This window comes from Bradyrhizobium sp. 613_E4_N2_2 (assembly GCF_052075995.1).
In the GTDB taxonomy this organism is placed as follows: Bacteria; Pseudomonadota; Alphaproteobacteria; order Rhizobiales; family Xanthobacteraceae; genus Bradyrhizobium; species Bradyrhizobium barranii.
On the sequence record NZ_CP197234.1, the window covers coordinates 6,925,569 to 6,941,302 of the forward strand.

Here is a 15,734-nt window from a genome sequence, read left to right on the forward strand (position 1 = left end):
AGCAATCCGGCTTCGGTCCGATTGCTTTGCTCGGGCGTTTCCTCCCTAGACTTGGGCCGCTTGTCACAACAAGCGGCTCTTCTTTCTTGTGCGCCCTATTTCCGCATCGGCATGATCTGGTCCATCGGCGGCATGTTCGCATTGAGATGCCCCATGATCCAGACGGTGCCGCCGACGACCAGGAAGACGACCAGAAGGCCGAAGGCGAGCGCCAGCACGTTGTTGGTGTTGTCAGGCCCCGTCGTGATGTGCAGGAAGAACACGAGGTGCACGCCCATCTGCGCGATCGCCAGCACGATCAGAGCGACGGGGATGGATGGCTGCCAGACCAGGTCGGTTCCGGCGATGAAGAATGACGTTGCCGTGAGCAGCAGCGCGAGGCCGAGACCAACGACGTAGCCGAGCACCCGCTCGCCGACGCTGTGTTGCTCTTCCTCGCCCGGTGCGAGATCGTGTCCGGTCCGCACATGCGTCTGATCGCTCATACGGCACTCCCAAGCAGGTAGACGACGGAGAAGACCCCGACCCAGACGATGTCGAGCGCATGCCAGAACAGCGCAAAGCACATCATCCGGCGCAGGACGTCGGCGCGAAAGCCTTTTGCAAAGACCTGGGCCATCATGGTGAGCAGCCACAATATGCCGGCCGAGACGTGCAGGCCGTGGCAGCCCACCAGCGAGAAGAACGACGTCAGGAACGCACTGCGCGACGGGCCATAGCCGCGTGCAACGAGGTCGGCGAACTCGCGGAACTCGATGGTGAGAAAGATCAGTCCGAGCACGCAGGTCACGGTCATGCCGAGATAGAACCAGAACCGGTTGCGCACGTCGGCGGCAATGCTGGCCATGCCGCAGGTGAAGCTCGACAGCAGCAGGCAGACCGTCTCGATCGCGACGTTGCGCTGCTCGAAGATCTCCGAGCCGCTGGGGCCACCCGCGGTCTGGCCGGACAGCACCGCATAGGCCGCGAAGAAGCAGGAGAACATTACGATATCGGAGAGCAGGAAGACCCAGAAGCCGTAGGCGGTCACGATGCGCTTCGATGCCGGGCCTGGATGCTCGACGACGAGCCCGATGTGGTGGGGGTCGGCATGCGCGCGGCCGGCTGTCGCCGTCATCGACATCAGAGCGCTCCCGCCATGCTGACGAGGCTGCGCCGTTCCTCGAGATTGATACGATCGATCGCTGCGACCTCGTCGGCCGGAATGACGTATTCGTCATGATCGCGCCAGGCGAACACGACGAAGGTCGCGAATGCGCCGATGCCGCCCAGGATCACCATCCACCAGATGTGCCAGATCAGCGCGAAGCCCATGATGGTGGCGAAGAACGCGCAGATGAAACCGGTCGGTGAATTCCTGGGCATCTCGATATCCTGATACTCCGGCCGATCATGCTCGAGCTGCTGCTGCTTGGCATGGGCCTTCTGATCCCAATAAGCATCCTCGCCGCGCACATCCGGATAGAAGGCGAAGTTGAACACGGGCGGCGGCGACGAGGTCGCCCATTCCAGCGAGCGCCCGTCCCAGGGATCGCCGGTGCGGTCGCGCAGGGCCTCGCGGTTGCGGATGCTGACCACGAGCTGCACGATCTGGCAGATCACGCCGATCGTCAGCACCGCCATGCCGGCGGCCGCCACGAACATCCATGGCCGCCAGGCCGCGACGTCGTAGTGCTGCATGCGCCGGGTCATGCCGAGCATGCCGGCGATATAGAGCGGAATGAAGGTGACGTAGAAGCCGAGGAACGTGAACCAGAACGCGGCCTTGCCCCAGCGCTCGTCGAGACGAAAGCCGAACGCCTTCGGGAACCAGTATTCGAAGCCGGCGAAGGCGCCGAACAGCACGCCGCCGATGATGACGTTATGGAAGTGCGCCACCAGGAACATGCTGTTGTGGAGCATGAAGTCGGCCGGGGGCACCGCGACCAGCACGCCCGTCAATCCGCCGATGATGAAGGTGACCATGAAGCCGACCGCCCACAGCATCGGCGTCGCAAAGCGGATGCGGCCGCCATACATCGTGAAAAGCCAATTGTAGATCTTCACCCCCGTCGGTATCGCAATGATCATGCTGGCGATGCCGAAGATGGCGTTGACGTCGGGGCCAGCGCCCATCGTGAAGAAATGGTGCAGCCAGACCATGAAGGAGATGACGCAGATCGCCATGGTCGCGAGCACCATCGAGCGGTAGCCGAACAGCGCCTTGCCCGAGAAGGTCGACACCACCTCGGAGAAGATGCCGAAGGCCGGCAATACGAGGATATAGACCTCCGGGTGCCCCCAGGCCCAGATCAGGTTCATGAACATCATGACGTTGCCGCCGGCTTCATTGGTGAAGAAGTGGAAGCCGAGGTAACGGTCGAGCAGCAGCATCGCGAGCGTGGCGGTGAGGATCGGAAAGGCGGCGACGATGAGCAGGTTGGAGGCCAGCGTGGTCCAGCAGAACATCGGCATGCGCAGATAGTTCATTCCCTTGGTGCGCAGCTTCAGCACGGTGGTCACGAGATTGATGCCGGCGACCAGGGTGCCGACGCCGGAGATCTGGAGAGACCAGGCGTAGTAGTCGACGCCGACGCCCGGCGAATAGGACAGTTCCGACAGCGGCGGAAAAGCCAGCCAGCCGGTGCGCGCGAACTCGCCGACCACGAGCGAGATATTGACCAGCAGCGCGCCGGTCGCTGTCAGCCAGAAGCCGACCGAATTCAGCGTTGGGAAAGCAACGTCGCGCACACCGAGTTGAAGCGGCACGATCAGGTTCATCAGCCCGATCACGAACGGCATCGCCGTGAAGAAGATCATGATGGTGCCGTGCGCCGAGAAGATCTGGTTGTAGTGCTCCGGCGGGAGATAGCCTTGTGACTGGTAAGCGACCGCCTGCTGGAGCCGCATCATGATGGCGTCGCTGCCGCCGCGCAGCAGCATGACCGAGGCCAGCAGGATATACATGACGCCAATGCGCTTGTGGTCGACGCTGGTGATCCACTCGTGCCAGAGATACGGCAGATGTCCCTTAACGACGACCCAGATCAGCACGCCGAGGATCGCGACCAGCACCACGGCACCCGCAATGAGGGGTATCGGCTGGTCGAACGGGATCGCCGACCAATCGAGCTTACCGAGCATCGTGGCCTCCACTGTGCGGCCTGCCGGCATCGGAGAGCAGCTCCGGGCCGGGCCCTGGCGGAATGTGCTGGGTTGCGATCAGGTCGAACAGACGGGGATCCGCCAGGCGAAAGGTCAGCCTGTTCTTCTCGATGCCCTGCTGCATCAGCTTCTTGTAGCTGTCCTCGTTCAGCACGGCATCGGTCTTCGCCGTGGTCGCGACCCAGTCTGGGAAGGCGAGCGGCGAGATCACGTTGACGTCGAACATCATGTCGGGAAAGCCGTCGCCGGAGAAATGCGCCGACAGGCCCTGCAACTTGCCCTCATTGTCGGCGCGCAGGTTCAGCTTCGTCACCATGCCGTTCATGGTGTAGATCATGCTGCCGAGCTGCGGGATGAAGAACACGTTCATCACGCTCGACGACGTCAGCTGGAAATTCAGCTCGGCACCGGCCGGCACCGTCAGCGTGTTGACGGTGGCGATGCGCTGGTCCGGATAGATGAAGAGCCATTTCCAGTCGAGCGAGACCGCCTGGATGCGGACTGGACTGCCGGTGCCCGGCACGGGCGCGGCGGGATCGAGCTGGTGCGAGCCGATCCAGGCGACGCCGCCGAGCAGGATCACGGTGAGCGCGGGGATCGCCCACACCACCATCTCGACGCGGCCGGAATAGACGAAGTCAGGCTGGTAACGTGCTCTCGGATTGGACGCGCGAAACCAGAACGCAAAGGCCAAAATCGCGAAAATGGTCGGCACCACGATCACGAGCATGATGAAGACGGAATCGACCAGGATGGTGCTGTTGGCGACAGCCACCGGCCCTTGTGGATCGAGCAGATTCATCGGCAAGCCACTGACGATTGGGAAACCCCAGGCGAGAGCCTAGCGCGGAAAAGCCCCCGCAACAAACGCAAGCTCGGCAGAACGGTTCCGCGACATGCCCGCTTAATCGCGCGCCGTGCCGCCCGGCGGCATGCAATTCCATGCGATGTCAATGACATCTGCGCGGGACCATCGGCCTTCTCTCCTGTCAGGGCGATTGCTAATCTGCACGAAAATAATTGGGATGAAACGACATGCAGGGCCCCGAGGACGATGCCGGCCTCGCCGGCAAGGTGGCGCTGATCAGCGGCGGTGGCGCCGCTGGCGACGGCATCGGTAACGGCCGCGCTGCAGCAATTCTGTTGGCCCGCGCCGGAGCAAAAGTGCTGGTGGCCGATCGCGACCTCAAGCTCGCCGAGCGCACCGTGGAGATGATCCGGGACGAGGGTGGCACGGCAGCGGCGCATGGCGGCGACGTCACCAGCGAAGCCGATTGCAAGACACTGGTCGAAGCTACACTCGACCGCTGGGGCCGGCTAGATTTCCTCGACAACAATGTCGGCATCGGCAGCCGTGGCAGCGTGGTCGACGAGACACCCGAGCAGTATCGCCGTGTCATGCAGGTCAACGTCGAGACGATGTTCCTGCTCTCCAAGCACGCGATCCCCGCGATGATCAAGACCGCCAAGGGCGGCGCGATCGTCAATATCTCCTCGATCTCGGCGCTGCGGCCGCGCGGGCTCACGACCTACACGACATCGAAGGCCGCCATCATCGGTCTGACGCGCGCCATGGCTGTCGATCACGGCCGCGACAACATCCGCGTCAACTGCATCTGCCCCGGCCCGATGTACACGCCGATGGTCTATGCCCGCGGCATGAGCGAGCGGGCCCGCGCCAACCGCGCCAGGGCCTCGCTGCTGAAGACCGAAGGCACCGGCTGGGATGTCGGCCACGCCGTCAAATTCCTGCTCAGCAACTTTGCACGCTACATCACCGGCCAGGTGTTGGTGGTCGACGGCGGCGTGACGCTGCAAGCGCCGGAACGTGAATCACAGGAACACTGAAAGGAACACGGATGGCCCGCCTACCCTATCTCGAGGCCGACCAGGTCGCGCCCGAATATCGCGACATGCTCAAGCGCAACACGAACCTGCACAAGCTGCTGGTCAACTCGCCGGAGATGGCGCGCGCCTTCAACGGCATCGGCAGCTATATTCGCTTCAAGAGCAAGCTCGACCCGCGGCTGCGAGAGCTCGCGATCCTCCAGGTCGGCTGGATGGAGAAGTCGGAATACGAATTCACCCACCATGTGAAGATCGGCAAGGAGTTTGGCGTCACCGACGAGGACATCACAGGCCTGATGGCGGAGACCGAGGGCAAGCCGTCGAAGCTGGAGCCGCTCGCAAAAGCGATCCTGAAAGGCGCCCGCGAGATGGTGCGCCAGCTCGCGATGTCGGATGCCACCTTCGCCGAGATCAGGCAGCATCTCTCCGACGAGCACATGGTCGACCTCGTACTCACCATCGCCTTCTATTGTGGTGTGGTGCGGGCGCTCGCCACCATGAAGATCGACAACGAACCGTATTACAAAGAGGTACTCCAGCAGTACCCGATCCCGGGAGTGAAGTGACATGCGCTTGAAGGACAAGGTCGCGATCGTCGTCGGCGCCGGCCAGAGCCCCGGTGAAGGCATGGGCAACGGCCGCGCCACCGCGCTGACCTTCGCGCGCGAGGGTGCCAAAGTGCTGTGCGTCGACCACCACCTGGAATCGGCGCAGGAAACCGTCGATCTGATCGCAGCGGAGCAAGGCACCGCTGCGGCCTTCAAGGCCGACGTGACCAAATCCGCGGACATCAAGGCGATGGTCGTGGACGCGCAGGCGCGCTGGGGCCGCATCGACGTGCTGCACAACAATGTCGGCGTCAGCCTGTCCGGGGGCGATGCCGAGCTGCTTCAAATCACCGAGGAGGCGTTCGACCGTGTCGTCGCCATCAATCTGAAGAGCTGCATTCTCGCCGCGAAGGAAGTGATCCCGATCATGCGCGCGCAAGGAAGCGGCGCCATCATCAACATCTCCTCGATGGCCGCGATTACGACCTATCCTTACGTCGCCTACAAGGCGACGAAGTCGGCGATGATCGCCTTCACCGAGCAGCTCGCCTACCAGAACGCCGAATACGGCATCCGTGCCAACGTCATCCTGCCCGGCCTGATGAACACGCCGATGGCCGTCGACACCCGCGCCCGCGAGTGGCACAAGACCCGCGCCGAGGTCGAAGCCGAGCGCGACAGCAAGGTGCCGCTGCGCAAGAAGATGGGCACCGGCTGGGACGTCGCGAACGCCGCGCTGTTTTTGGCGTCGGACGAAGCGAATTTCATCACGGGCGTGACGCTGCCGGTGGACGGTGGCGCGAGTGTGAGACGGGGGTAATTCGAGCGCGCTGCTTACCCTCCCCTGGAGGGGGAGGGAAACAGCGTCACTGCGGTGCGCGCGTCGCCCGCCAGATGGTGCCATTGCCGTCCTCCGACACCAGCAGCGATCCATCCTTCGCCACGGCGACACCAACCGGCCTTCCCCAGACCTCCGTGTCACTCACGACAAACCCCGTGACGAAATCCTCGTACTCGCCGGTGGGCTTGCCGTCCTTCATCCTGATACGGATCACCTTGTAGCCGGTGCGCTTGGAGCGGTTCCAGGAGCCGTGCTCAGCGGCGAAGGCATCGCCTTGATAGTCGGACGGAAACTGCGTGCCCTGATAGAAAGTCATGCCGAGCGAAGCCGAGTGCGGCTGGATCAGCACGTCGGGCACCGTCACCTTGTCCTTGAGATCCGGCCGCGCGCCGGCGTGGCGCGGATCTTCGTTGCCGCCGATATAGAACCACGGCCAGCCGTAGAACGCGCCCTCCTTCACGCTGGTGACGTAATCGGGCACGAGATCGTCGCCGAGCCCGTCGCGCTCATTGGTCGAGCACCAGGGCAGCCCGCTCTGCGGCTCGATCGCAAGACCGACGCAATTGCGGATGCCGGTGGCATAAATCTTCCGGTCCTTGCCGTCAGGCGTGAATGCCATCACGGTGGCGCGCTCGAGCTCACTGGCCCAGGCCGCGCCGAGCGGCTGCGTCTTCGACCAGCCATCCAATCCGCCCGGCGGCGTCCCCATGCCCTCGGCGACGTTGCTGAGCGAGCCGACCGAGACCAGCATGCGCTTGTTGTCGGGCGTGAAGACGATGTCGCGGGTGGAATGGCTGCCGTCCTGCGGCAGGCTTGCCACGATCGTCTCCGCCCTGCCGCGCGCCTTGAGATCGCCGGCCTGATAGGGAAACCGGACGACGCTGTCGGTGTTGGCGATATAGACCCATTGCGGATTGTCGCCGTTCGGAAAGAAGGCGATGCCGAACGGCCGTCTCAATCCGCTGGCAAACACCTCGTTGGTCGCGGCCTTGCCGCCATCCCCGGCGCGCAGCACGCGGATGGCGTCGGCCCGCGTCTCCGCGACGAAGACATCGCCGTTCGGCGCGACCCTCACAATGCGCGGCGCGCGCAAGCCTTCGGCGAACAGCTCGATCTTGAAACCCGCCGTCACACGTGGCGTGGCCTCCGGCGGTCGCGACGCCACACGCGCGGTGCTCGCAACCGACCGTGTCGCGCCGGGCCTGACGAGGTCCTGCGGCCGGATCAACCTGACCGTGCCGGGCTTGTCGGCCTGCCAATCGCCATAGGCGTCCTTGCCTTGCAGAACCGGCTCGGCCTGCGCGCTGGCAGCAACCGCGACCAGCAATCCCGCAGCCGTTGCTGCGGACGAAATCCTGCTTTTCACGTCGTCTTCCTCCCAGCCTGCGCGTCCTGAACGTCGACGCTTATAGGTCCGCAAATGTTCTACGGCAGTTCAAACACCTGCCGAATCCCACGTCAGCTCATGCCCGCACGATGTGCATCGGCCACGGCCCATCGTACTGGAAAATGCGGCAGATCGGTGCGACACATTGTAAGGGCGCGACCGCCGGTTGCGGTCATCAAAGCTGCGGCATCCAGGTCGCAATTGATGGGGTGATCATGTGGGGATCCATCATATCGGAATGGGCGAGCCTGCTGCTGCGCTGGCTGCACGTGGTGGCGGCGATCGCCTGGATCGGCAGTTCCTTCTACTTCATCGCCCTCGATCTCAGCCTGAAGCCGAAGACTGACCTGCCGGACGGCGTGCAGGGCGAAGCCTGGCAGGTCCATGGCGGCGGCTTCTACCGGATCATGAAATATCTGGTGGCTCCGAGCCAGATGCCGGAGGAGCTGACCTGGTTCAAATGGGAGGCCTACACCACCTGGCTGTCCGGCTTCGCGCTGATGGTGGTGGTGTACTATCTCGATGCCGACCTGTTCCTGGTCGACAAGTCGATTCTCGACCTCACACCGATCCAGGCCGGGCTGTTCAGCTTCTGCAGCCTGGCGCTGGCATGGCTGCTCTATGAGGCGGCCTGCCGCACCGGGCTTGCGCAGCGCGAGCTGCCCTTTGCCATCGGCGGCTATCTGTTCCTGGTCGCGCTCACTTACGCCTTCACCCACGTCCTGAGCGGGCGCGGCGCCTTCAACCAGATTGGGGCGATCATCGGCACCATCATGGTCGCCAACGTGTTCGCATTGATCATCCCGAACCAGAAGAAGATCGTGGCCAGCCTGATCGCGGGACAGGCGCCCGATCCGAAGCTCGGCAAGGCCAGCAAGGAGCGCTCGGTTCACAACAACTACCTGACCTTGCCCGTCGTCGTGCTGATGATCAGCAATCACTATCCTCTGCTCTACGCGACGCGCTTCAACTGGATCATCGTCGCGATCATTCTGGCGCTCGGCCCCGTGATCCGCCACTTCTTCAACGAGCGGCACGCGGGGCACAAATCGCCGTGGTGGGTGTGGGGTGTCGCCGCATTGGGCGTGATTGCGATCCTCTTGCTCTCCGCCGCAGGCCCGCGCGAGGTCAAGACGGGCGCGCTGTCGGCACAGCCGACGCGCGCCAATGTCGAGGAGATCGTGATGTCCCGTTGCAGCATGTGCCACGCGGCAGAGCCGGTCTGGGCCGGCATCGTGACCGCGCCCAAAGGCATCTTGCTCGACGCGCCCGAGCACATCCATCGCAACATCCGCCTGATCGGCCGCGTGGCGGCGTGGTCCAATGCGATGCCGCCGGGCAACATCACCGACATGACCAGCGAGGAGCGCGCCATTCTCGCCGCCTATATCGAGCAGGCGCAGTGACGCCATCGCGCGTCGATACCGCATTTCGCGAAATGAAATTCCGCATCTAGCGCCGATTTGAAAATGACTTGATCGCCTATCCGGCGTAGACAGGGCCAGCGGCCGCTGGCGCGGTCCAGATCGAAATTTGCATTTGCTGCGGGGAAAGAACAGTGGCCCTCAAGAACATCATCGGTATCGACCACGCCGTGGTCATGGTTCGGGACCTCGACAAGGCCGCCGAAAACTACAGGCAGCTCGGTTTCACCCTGTCGCCGCGCGGCACCCACAGCGCGCATATGGGCACCGGCAACTACACCATCATGTTCGACCCCGACTATATGGAGCTGCTCGGCGTGCTGGTGGCGACTGAGCACAACGCACCGGCCCGCGCCTTCGTCGACAGGCACGGCGAGGGCATCGAGCGCATCGCCTTCACGGCGATCGACAGCGCAGCCGGCGCCGAGGAGATCCGTGCGCGCGGCCTGACGCCGATCGGCCCGACCGATTTCGAACGGCCGGTGACGCTGCCCGATGGCACGATCTCGGCTGCAAAATTCCGCACCTTCATGTGGCCGACCGCTGAGGCGCCCGGCGGCGTGCGCATCTTCGCCTGCCAGCACAAGACCCGCGAGACGGTGTGGATTCCTGAATTGATGAAGCACGCCAATGCGGCGAAGCGGATCAGGCAGACGCTGATCGCAACGCCCGAGCCCGCGCAGGATGCGGCGCATCTCGGCCGCCTAATCGACCGCGAACCGAAGGCGGAAGCCGACGGTGCAGTCGCCGTGCCGTCCGGCGGCGACCGCGCCGACTTCGTCTATCTGACGCTGGACCAGCTCGGCAGACGCTATCCCGGCGTGCCGCTCACCGGCCTTTCCGCGCGCGGTGGCGCCGCCCTGGTCCTCGTCAGCGGCGATCTCGCAGCCACCGAGAAGGCGTTGGGTCCGGCTGCGTTGCGCAGCGGGGCCGCGATCTGCGTGCCACCGGCCAAGGCCAACGGCACCCTGCTCGCCTTCGTTGCCGGCTGATTTGAACTAATTCTTTAACAAGCGTTTACCGGGCAAGCCTAGGCTTTTCGGGCTTTTCACGCCGCCCGAGGCCAAGCGCATGTTCAAAGAGGAATCGCCGATCGCCTATGACGCGCCGGCCGAACTGAAGAAGTGGCCGTCGCTGAAAGGCGAGAGACAGAAGGACCGGGGTCCGCCCTATCTCGTCTACAACGGCACGCTCGCCGACTGCGTTCGCGTGCTCATGGATAAGCCGATCAAGGGCATTTCGCTCTATGACATCATGACGAAGCCGCAGCCGGCTTTTGAGCAAACGGTGCTGTCGCCCGGCGACGCCGCCGAGATCGCGATGCGCAAGGATTTTCCCAAGGACTAGCTCGAAGCCCGCTTCGCGGCCGGTTTTCCCTGCTGCTTTAATGAGGATTCCGTCGGCGCATCGAGGAAGACGACCGGCGCGAAGGCCCGCGCCGTGCGCCTCGCATCGAGCGAGCCCTGATCCGCTACCGCAAGCAGATCCTCTCGCGTGACGCCCCCTACTCCGCCTTGATGTTCGCGGCCGCGACGACCTCGGCAAGATCCGTCGTCTCCTTGGCGATCTTCGCGGCGTAGTCGGCCGGGCTGAGCACGCTGACGACGCCTTGCGACTCCAGGCGCTCCTGCAACGCCGGATCCCTGGCGGCGGCGACGATCTCACGGTGCAGCGTCTCGCGGATCGGCGCGGGCACGGCCTTCGGCATGAAGAAGCCGACCCAGAACGAGATATCGAAGCCGGGATAGCCGGCCTCCGCGACGGTCGGCACGTCAGGCAGCGCCGGCAGCCGCTCGGCCGATGACACCGCAAGCGCGCGCAGCTTGCCGGCCTTCACCAGCGGGACGGCGGACAAGGGATCGAACACCGCCAGGACCTCCTGCGCGAGGATGCCGACCTCGGATGCCGCGCCGCCGCGATAGGGCACGTGAATCAGCTTGATGCCGGCCTTCTGGCTGAGCAGCTCCATGGCGAGATGGGCAAGGTTGCCGTTGCCGCCCGAGCCGTAGGCGAGCGCGCCGGGCGCGGCCTTCGCCGCCGCGACCAGATCGGCGACGGTGTTGATGTTGGCCGTTTTGGGATTCTCGGGATTGACCACCAGAACGAGCGGCGCCGAGATGACGGTGGTGAGCGGCGCAAAATCGCCTTGCGGATCGTAGCGGGCGTCCTTGAACAGCGTCTTGTTGAGCGTGATCGTGGACGAGTTACAGGCGAGGATGGTGTAGCCGTCCGCGTCCGCGCGCGCCACGCCCTCGGCTGCGATCATGCCGTTGGCGCCGGCGCGGTTCTCGACCACGAAGGGTTGGCCGAGCTTGTTGCTCAGCCGGTCGCCGACGATGCGCGCGACCACATCGACCGGGCCGCCCGCGCTGAAGCCGACCATGATCTTGACCGGACGCGTCGGATATTTCTGCGCGAGAGCCTCGGTCGTCACGCACAATCCGGCGACAATCGCCAGCAGGCGAAGCGTTCGTTGCATTCGTTCTCTCCCCGGACCCGCGCTGCCGCTTTTGCATGGTGCGGCGCCTCTGGAGATCATGATTAGCGGTCGCGCCGGATTTCGCAATCGCGTTTGCACGCCGGCATTCCGTCGTGCGGCACGCGAGAGCCGCATCCAAACAAAAAATGCGAAAACAACCCCATGCACAGTAGCCGGCCCCTGTCAGGACAAGGACTTGCGCAGGACAAGAACCTTCGGATACCACGAAATGCAGTTTGACACGTCGGGCAAAACACCGGCATGATGGCATCATCGCAACAATCGCCAGCGTCCAGGCCGCCCGCTCCTCGGGCGACTCGCCGCGATCGCGCGCAAGCCTCTCATCGACATCTCAAAATTCGTAGCCGCGCAGCACGCGAGCGGTCGTTCGCGCACCTGCGCCGGTAAAGGACACGACACATGACGACATCCCCCGATCGCCACACCACGCCGCCGGTTGCGGCAAACGATCGCAGCGACCCGGCTGCGAGCCCGCGCGTCAAACTCTACAGGCGGCGCATTGCCATCGATCATCCCGACCCGAGAACCGGCGAACGGCTGCTAGCCGACGCGCTCGGTGCCGTCGACCGTGACGCGTTGCAAGGCATCCTGAAGCAATTGGTGAAGGCCAGCGTGACTGCGCAGAAGCCGGACGAGGCCAATCTCGCCTTCATGATCTCGATGATGAAGAGCATCGCGCCGCGGGACTCCATCGAGGCCATGCTGGCGGCACAGATGGTCTCCATTCACGTCCTGGCGATGCGCTGCGCCCATCGCCTCGCCTTCGCTGACGACATCCCGCGGCAGGACAGCGCGTCACGCGCGCTCGCCAAGCTGGCGCGAATCTTTCCGGCCCAGGTCGAGGCGCTCAACCGGTACCGCAACAATGGCGAGCGGGCGATCACGGTGGAGAGTCTGACGGTGCAGGATGGCGCAGGAGCCATCGCGAGCCACCCCGTCCAGCACACGGGCATGATCGTAACGGAGCAAAGCGTCGCGGACACGCCGATGGGAGCAGGATCGGTCTCGCCTCGCGAAGCCGGCGAAGGCGAACATGAACTGGTCGATGCCGCACAAGGTGCCACCGCATGAGCGGCGATCACCCCCGCAACATGGCTGCGATGCTGGCGAGTCCGCGCTGCGGCGCCAGGACACGCAGCGGCAGCGCCTGCCTCGCGCCGGCGGTGCACGGCAAGACCCGCTGCCGCATGCATGGCAGCGCCGCGAGATCAGGCGCACCGAAGGGAAATCAAAATGCGCGGAAGCATGGGCTATTCACGCAGGACCGGATCGCAGAACGAAGGGCGATACGGGCGTTGCTGGGCGAGACGCGGAAGCTGCTGCAGGAGCTGGGCTAGGCCGTGTGCCCATAAACCCCGCGGCGTGATGCGAAGGCTACGTCTGCGTTGCCCCAATAGCGACCAGGTTCGTGCGGCAAGGCAAGAGGTCGCGATGGGCCAGAAGGCGACATTTATTCAGATCAACTCGGGGATGCACTTGCAAAACCAAGAATCGCAACCTTAGCGCCGTTTGCCACGAGCATGAGATCGATCAGCTCAACGGGATGCTCTAGATCGGCAGGCTCTCGCGGCCGAGCGCGAGCGGCTGATCAAGTCGGTTGAAATGATAGCGCGGAGATAGTGTGGTGGATTGTGCCTTCGGCCATCTACACGAAAAACGACTCATTCACCGAGGAGCTTGAAAAAGCCCTTCGAGAAGGAATGAAGCGGTTCGGAACGGCGTTCGAGTTTGGCGCGAAGAACCGCGCCCTCCCAACCGATCCAGAAGAACTCGGCAAGCCAGTCGCAATCTTGGTTGGAAGAGATTGCACCAGTAGCCTGGGCAGCTCTCAAGCACTTGGCAGTGCGCTGCTGCCAGTCGATGAACACATCGAACAGCTGCTGGCGAAATGATTGTGGAAGTACGCTCATCTCCTGCCCAAGATTGCCCACCAAACAGCCTCGCGCATAACGGAAGCGCTTCATGGCGGACGTAGCATCGTCGGTAAAACTTCTGAGCCTTTCGAGCGGGGAATGCTGCTCGTTCAGGAAGAAGCTGTCGAGCTTTCGCGAAAAGTAGCCAGCGTAGCTGTCGATCAGCTCCGCTCCAAATGCCTCTTTGCTCGGAAAGTAGTGGTAGAACGACCCCTTTGGCACGTCGACGCTCCGCAAGACTTCCTCGATCCCCGTCGCGGAATAGCCCTTCTCCGTCAGCATAACGACACCTGCACGGACAAGCGCGTCACGGGTCGCGCTGGTGCCGGCAAGTTCCTTAGGAGGTCGCCCGCGACGGCGGCGAGGCAGCGTCTTGCTCATGCAAATCGTAATAGACCGATCGTCTAGAAGAAGCAAACTGCCCGTGATGCGGCGTTCTGCAGGTGGCGGAAACCCTCTCACTCCATCCACCAGTTCGGTGGTAGGCCTAGGCTCCGGCTTGGCTCACTCAACGTGGCTCGGCATTCGTTGGTGCGGGCGCGAACAGGTTAGTCGACGCGGCTTCCTGAACGATCACTGCCGCGTCTTCCGGCAGCAGAAACCCACGCGCTAGCAGATCCTGGGCGGCGATCCGGATCCGGTTCACGTAATCGTCGCGGCCGTGATAGCGCTCTTCGATCGACGGGCGGGCGTCACCGGTACGCTCTCGTTCCGCTTTCGTCGCTGCGAATGGCGAGAAGGACCCGATCAGCATGCAGGTGAATGTCTGCGGCTGGTTCTGGGCGCCATTGGTGCCGGTCGGCACCGCGACATCCGGCAGCCGCACGCCGCCGAGCGCATTGCCGTCCTGATCGCGCTTTGGCACTTGTATCACTGCGGCGGAAAGCCGAGTCGGGGCGCGCAGCGCAGGTGGCTCGCCGCCCGCGGCTTCAAGCGACATCAGCTCGCTGGCGGGCGGCTTGGTGCCGCGGCTTACCCAGGCATCAAGGTGCAGCAGGAGGGCCCGCGACAGCGGCGACCAATCGAGGCGGCCTGGCGTCAGTGTGCAGGCCGGTGCCTTGGGGGCGGGTATATGCGGGCCTCCCGCGATATCGTACATCCGCACATTGGCGGGCAGTGGCTGATCCGCGGTTCCGGACGCGCCCGTGCGGCCAAGCGAAGCGCGCAGCGAATAGTAGTCCGTGGTGGAGCTCACGAGTATCATCCTCGGAGGCACCTCGCCGCGCGCCTCGACCTTGGCCGTGATCTCCCCGATCGTGAGCGGTCCGTCATTCACGCCGGGAAAATCCGGGTTGTCGAATGTTGGAGCCCCCTCGGCGCTCGACATTGGTCCAAGGCCCGTCTGCAGGATCGGTAGAAGGCCAGCGGCCGAGACGAACACATGCATTCCGTCGAAGACGCGCCGGTTGCCCATCATGTTGAAGCCGTTCAGGAGAAAGGTCTTCAGGAATCGTCCATCCTGCGACCTGCCGCTCGCGAGCACGCGGTTGATCGCTCCCTTGAGCGGGTTGGGCGTTCCACCCTTGTCAGAAGCTGCATGCGCGAAGAAATCCGCGGCATCGCGGACGATCGCAAAGCCCACTCCCTCGACGAACCGTGTCTTGCCATCGGCGTCAGCGAACGAAGGCAGGTCCGCACTCTGTCCAAGCTCCCAAAATACCTCCGCAACCGCGAAACCATGGTCTTGAAGAAAGCCGGTGCCCTGCTCCAGCGTGCCCGGGAGAAACCGCACGTCGCGTGGCGAGTTGTAGATCGCCTCGGCCCAGACTTGCCCGCGGTTGGGTACGTCTACCAGCAACGCGCCGTTTTCCCCGCGCGGAGCCGCCGGCATCATGAGAATGACCTTCGCCGCGTAGTCGACGCGCCCGCGTTCATTGCGCGGCGCCTTGTTGATCCCAGGGATGGCTTCTTGCGGCGATAGGTCGCCGCGGATCTTGCCCTGCCAAATCACATAGTCGCCGGCGCGAAATGTGCCGTAAGGCTGCTTCGACGTGAACTCGATCCGGGTAACTTCTGCGCTCACTGGCCGCGCCGTAGAGATCAGGCTGAACAAGCAAAACAAGAACATCACAATTCGCCCGTTTCGACGGTGCGGCATGAGAATTCTCCATAGGGGATAGCGGCTGGTT

At 63.8% G+C, this 15,734-nt stretch carries 16 protein-coding genes; 8 read left to right on the forward strand and 8 right to left on the reverse strand.

Annotated elements, in window-relative coordinates; genetic code table 11:
* Positions 1–95: 95 nt before the first annotated feature.
* From cyoD to AB7290_RS32780, 4 genes are read right to left on the reverse strand one after another with little or no spacing between them, the layout of a single operon-like run.
* Positions 96–485 carry a cytochrome o ubiquinol oxidase subunit IV gene (cyoD, locus tag AB7290_RS32765; protein WP_028150137.1) on the reverse strand — a complete coding sequence of 130 codons (390 nt, stop codon included), beginning with the start codon at positions 483–485 and terminating at the stop codon, positions 96–98.
* Positions 482–1,123 (reverse strand): cytochrome (ubi)quinol oxidase subunit III, encoded by a 642-nt coding sequence (locus AB7290_RS32770; RefSeq protein WP_028150138.1) that lies wholly within the window; start codon positions 1,121–1,123, stop codon positions 482–484. Before AB7290_RS32770 ends, cyoD begins: the two co-directional genes overlap by 4 nt.
* A complete protein-coding gene (cyoB, locus tag AB7290_RS32775; RefSeq protein ID WP_085404561.1) occupies positions 1,123–3,123 on the reverse strand; it encodes a cytochrome o ubiquinol oxidase subunit I in 2,001 nt (666 codons plus the stop codon). Before cyoB ends, AB7290_RS32770 begins: the two co-directional genes overlap by 1 nt.
* Positions 3,113–3,946 carry a cytochrome ubiquinol oxidase subunit II gene (locus AB7290_RS32780; protein ID WP_085404504.1) on the reverse strand — a complete coding sequence of 278 codons (834 nt, stop codon included), beginning with the start codon at positions 3,944–3,946 and terminating at the stop codon, positions 3,113–3,115. The genes cyoB and AB7290_RS32780 overlap by 11 nt, the downstream gene beginning before the upstream one ends.
* Before the next feature lie 233 nt (positions 3,947–4,179).
* Here AB7290_RS32780 and AB7290_RS32785 point away from each other — a divergent pair, with 233 nt between their 5' ends.
* Genes AB7290_RS32785 through AB7290_RS32795 form a run of 3 tightly spaced genes read left to right on the forward strand, consistent with a single transcriptional unit; the run spans position 4,180 to position 6,360 of the window.
* The gene (locus AB7290_RS32785; RefSeq protein WP_085404505.1) at positions 4,180–4,992 is read left to right on the forward strand and encodes an SDR family NAD(P)-dependent oxidoreductase; all 813 of its coding nucleotides are present in this window, start codon (positions 4,180–4,182) and stop codon (positions 4,990–4,992) included.
* 11 nt (positions 4,993–5,003) lie between these two features.
* A complete protein-coding gene (locus tag AB7290_RS32790; RefSeq protein WP_085404506.1) occupies positions 5,004–5,558 on the forward strand; it encodes a carboxymuconolactone decarboxylase family protein in 555 nt (184 codons plus the stop codon).
* 1 nt (position 5,559) lies between these two features.
* Positions 5,560–6,360, forward strand: a complete 801-nt coding sequence (locus AB7290_RS32795) for an SDR family NAD(P)-dependent oxidoreductase (protein WP_085404507.1) — start codon at positions 5,560–5,562, stop codon at positions 6,358–6,360.
* A gap of 46 nt (positions 6,361–6,406) precedes the next feature.
* Here AB7290_RS32795 and AB7290_RS32800 read toward each other — a convergent pair whose 3' ends face one another.
* Positions 6,407–7,747, reverse strand: a complete 1,341-nt coding sequence (locus tag AB7290_RS32800; protein WP_441254235.1) for a PQQ-dependent sugar dehydrogenase — start codon at positions 7,745–7,747, stop codon at positions 6,407–6,409.
* A gap of 236 nt (positions 7,748–7,983) precedes the next feature.
* On the opposite strand from AB7290_RS32800, the gene AB7290_RS32805 reads away from it, so the two are divergent.
* The 3 genes from AB7290_RS32805 to AB7290_RS32815 all read left to right on the forward strand — a co-directional run bounded on the left by AB7290_RS32805 (position 7,984) and on the right by AB7290_RS32815 (position 10,539).
* Complete coding sequence (locus AB7290_RS32805) at positions 7,984–9,174, forward strand: urate hydroxylase PuuD (protein WP_085404562.1); 1,191 nt, start codon at positions 7,984–7,986, stop codon at positions 9,172–9,174.
* 152 nt (positions 9,175–9,326) lie between these two features.
* Positions 9,327–10,184 carry a VOC family protein gene (locus AB7290_RS32810; RefSeq protein WP_085404508.1) on the forward strand — a complete coding sequence of 286 codons (858 nt, stop codon included), beginning with the start codon at positions 9,327–9,329 and terminating at the stop codon, positions 10,182–10,184.
* A 79-nt stretch (positions 10,185–10,263) separates the two neighbouring features.
* Positions 10,264–10,539 (forward strand): hypothetical protein, encoded by a 276-nt coding sequence (locus AB7290_RS32815; protein ID WP_085404509.1) that lies wholly within the window; start codon positions 10,264–10,266, stop codon positions 10,537–10,539.
* A 157-nt stretch (positions 10,540–10,696) separates the two neighbouring features.
* Here AB7290_RS32815 and AB7290_RS32820 read toward each other — a convergent pair whose 3' ends face one another.
* Positions 10,697–11,671, reverse strand: a complete 975-nt coding sequence (locus AB7290_RS32820) for a Bug family tripartite tricarboxylate transporter substrate binding protein (protein ID WP_085404510.1) — start codon at positions 11,669–11,671, stop codon at positions 10,697–10,699.
* 420 nt (positions 11,672–12,091) lie between these two features.
* Here AB7290_RS32820 and AB7290_RS32825 point away from each other — a divergent pair, with 420 nt between their 5' ends.
* On the forward strand, positions 12,092–12,763 hold the full coding sequence (locus tag AB7290_RS32825; RefSeq protein WP_085404511.1) for a hypothetical protein: 672 nt from the start codon (positions 12,092–12,094) through the stop codon (positions 12,761–12,763).
* A complete protein-coding gene (locus tag AB7290_RS32830; protein ID WP_085404512.1) occupies positions 12,760–13,029 on the forward strand; it encodes an HGGxSTG domain-containing protein in 270 nt (89 codons plus the stop codon). The genes AB7290_RS32825 and AB7290_RS32830 overlap by 4 nt, the downstream gene beginning before the upstream one ends.
* A gap of 324 nt (positions 13,030–13,353) precedes the next feature.
* Here AB7290_RS32830 and acuR read toward each other — a convergent pair whose 3' ends face one another.
* Both acuR and AB7290_RS32840 read right to left on the reverse strand, forming a co-directional pair.
* The gene (gene acuR / locus AB7290_RS32835; protein WP_085404513.1) at positions 13,354–13,986 is read right to left on the reverse strand and encodes an acrylate utilization transcriptional regulator AcuR; all 633 of its coding nucleotides are present in this window, start codon (positions 13,984–13,986) and stop codon (positions 13,354–13,356) included.
* 127 nt (positions 13,987–14,113) lie between these two features.
* Positions 14,114–15,703, reverse strand: coding sequence for an alpha/beta hydrolase domain-containing protein (locus tag AB7290_RS32840; protein ID WP_354075362.1), 1,590 nt, complete (start codon positions 15,701–15,703; stop codon positions 14,114–14,116).
* Between the last annotated feature and the right edge of the window lie 31 nt (positions 15,704–15,734).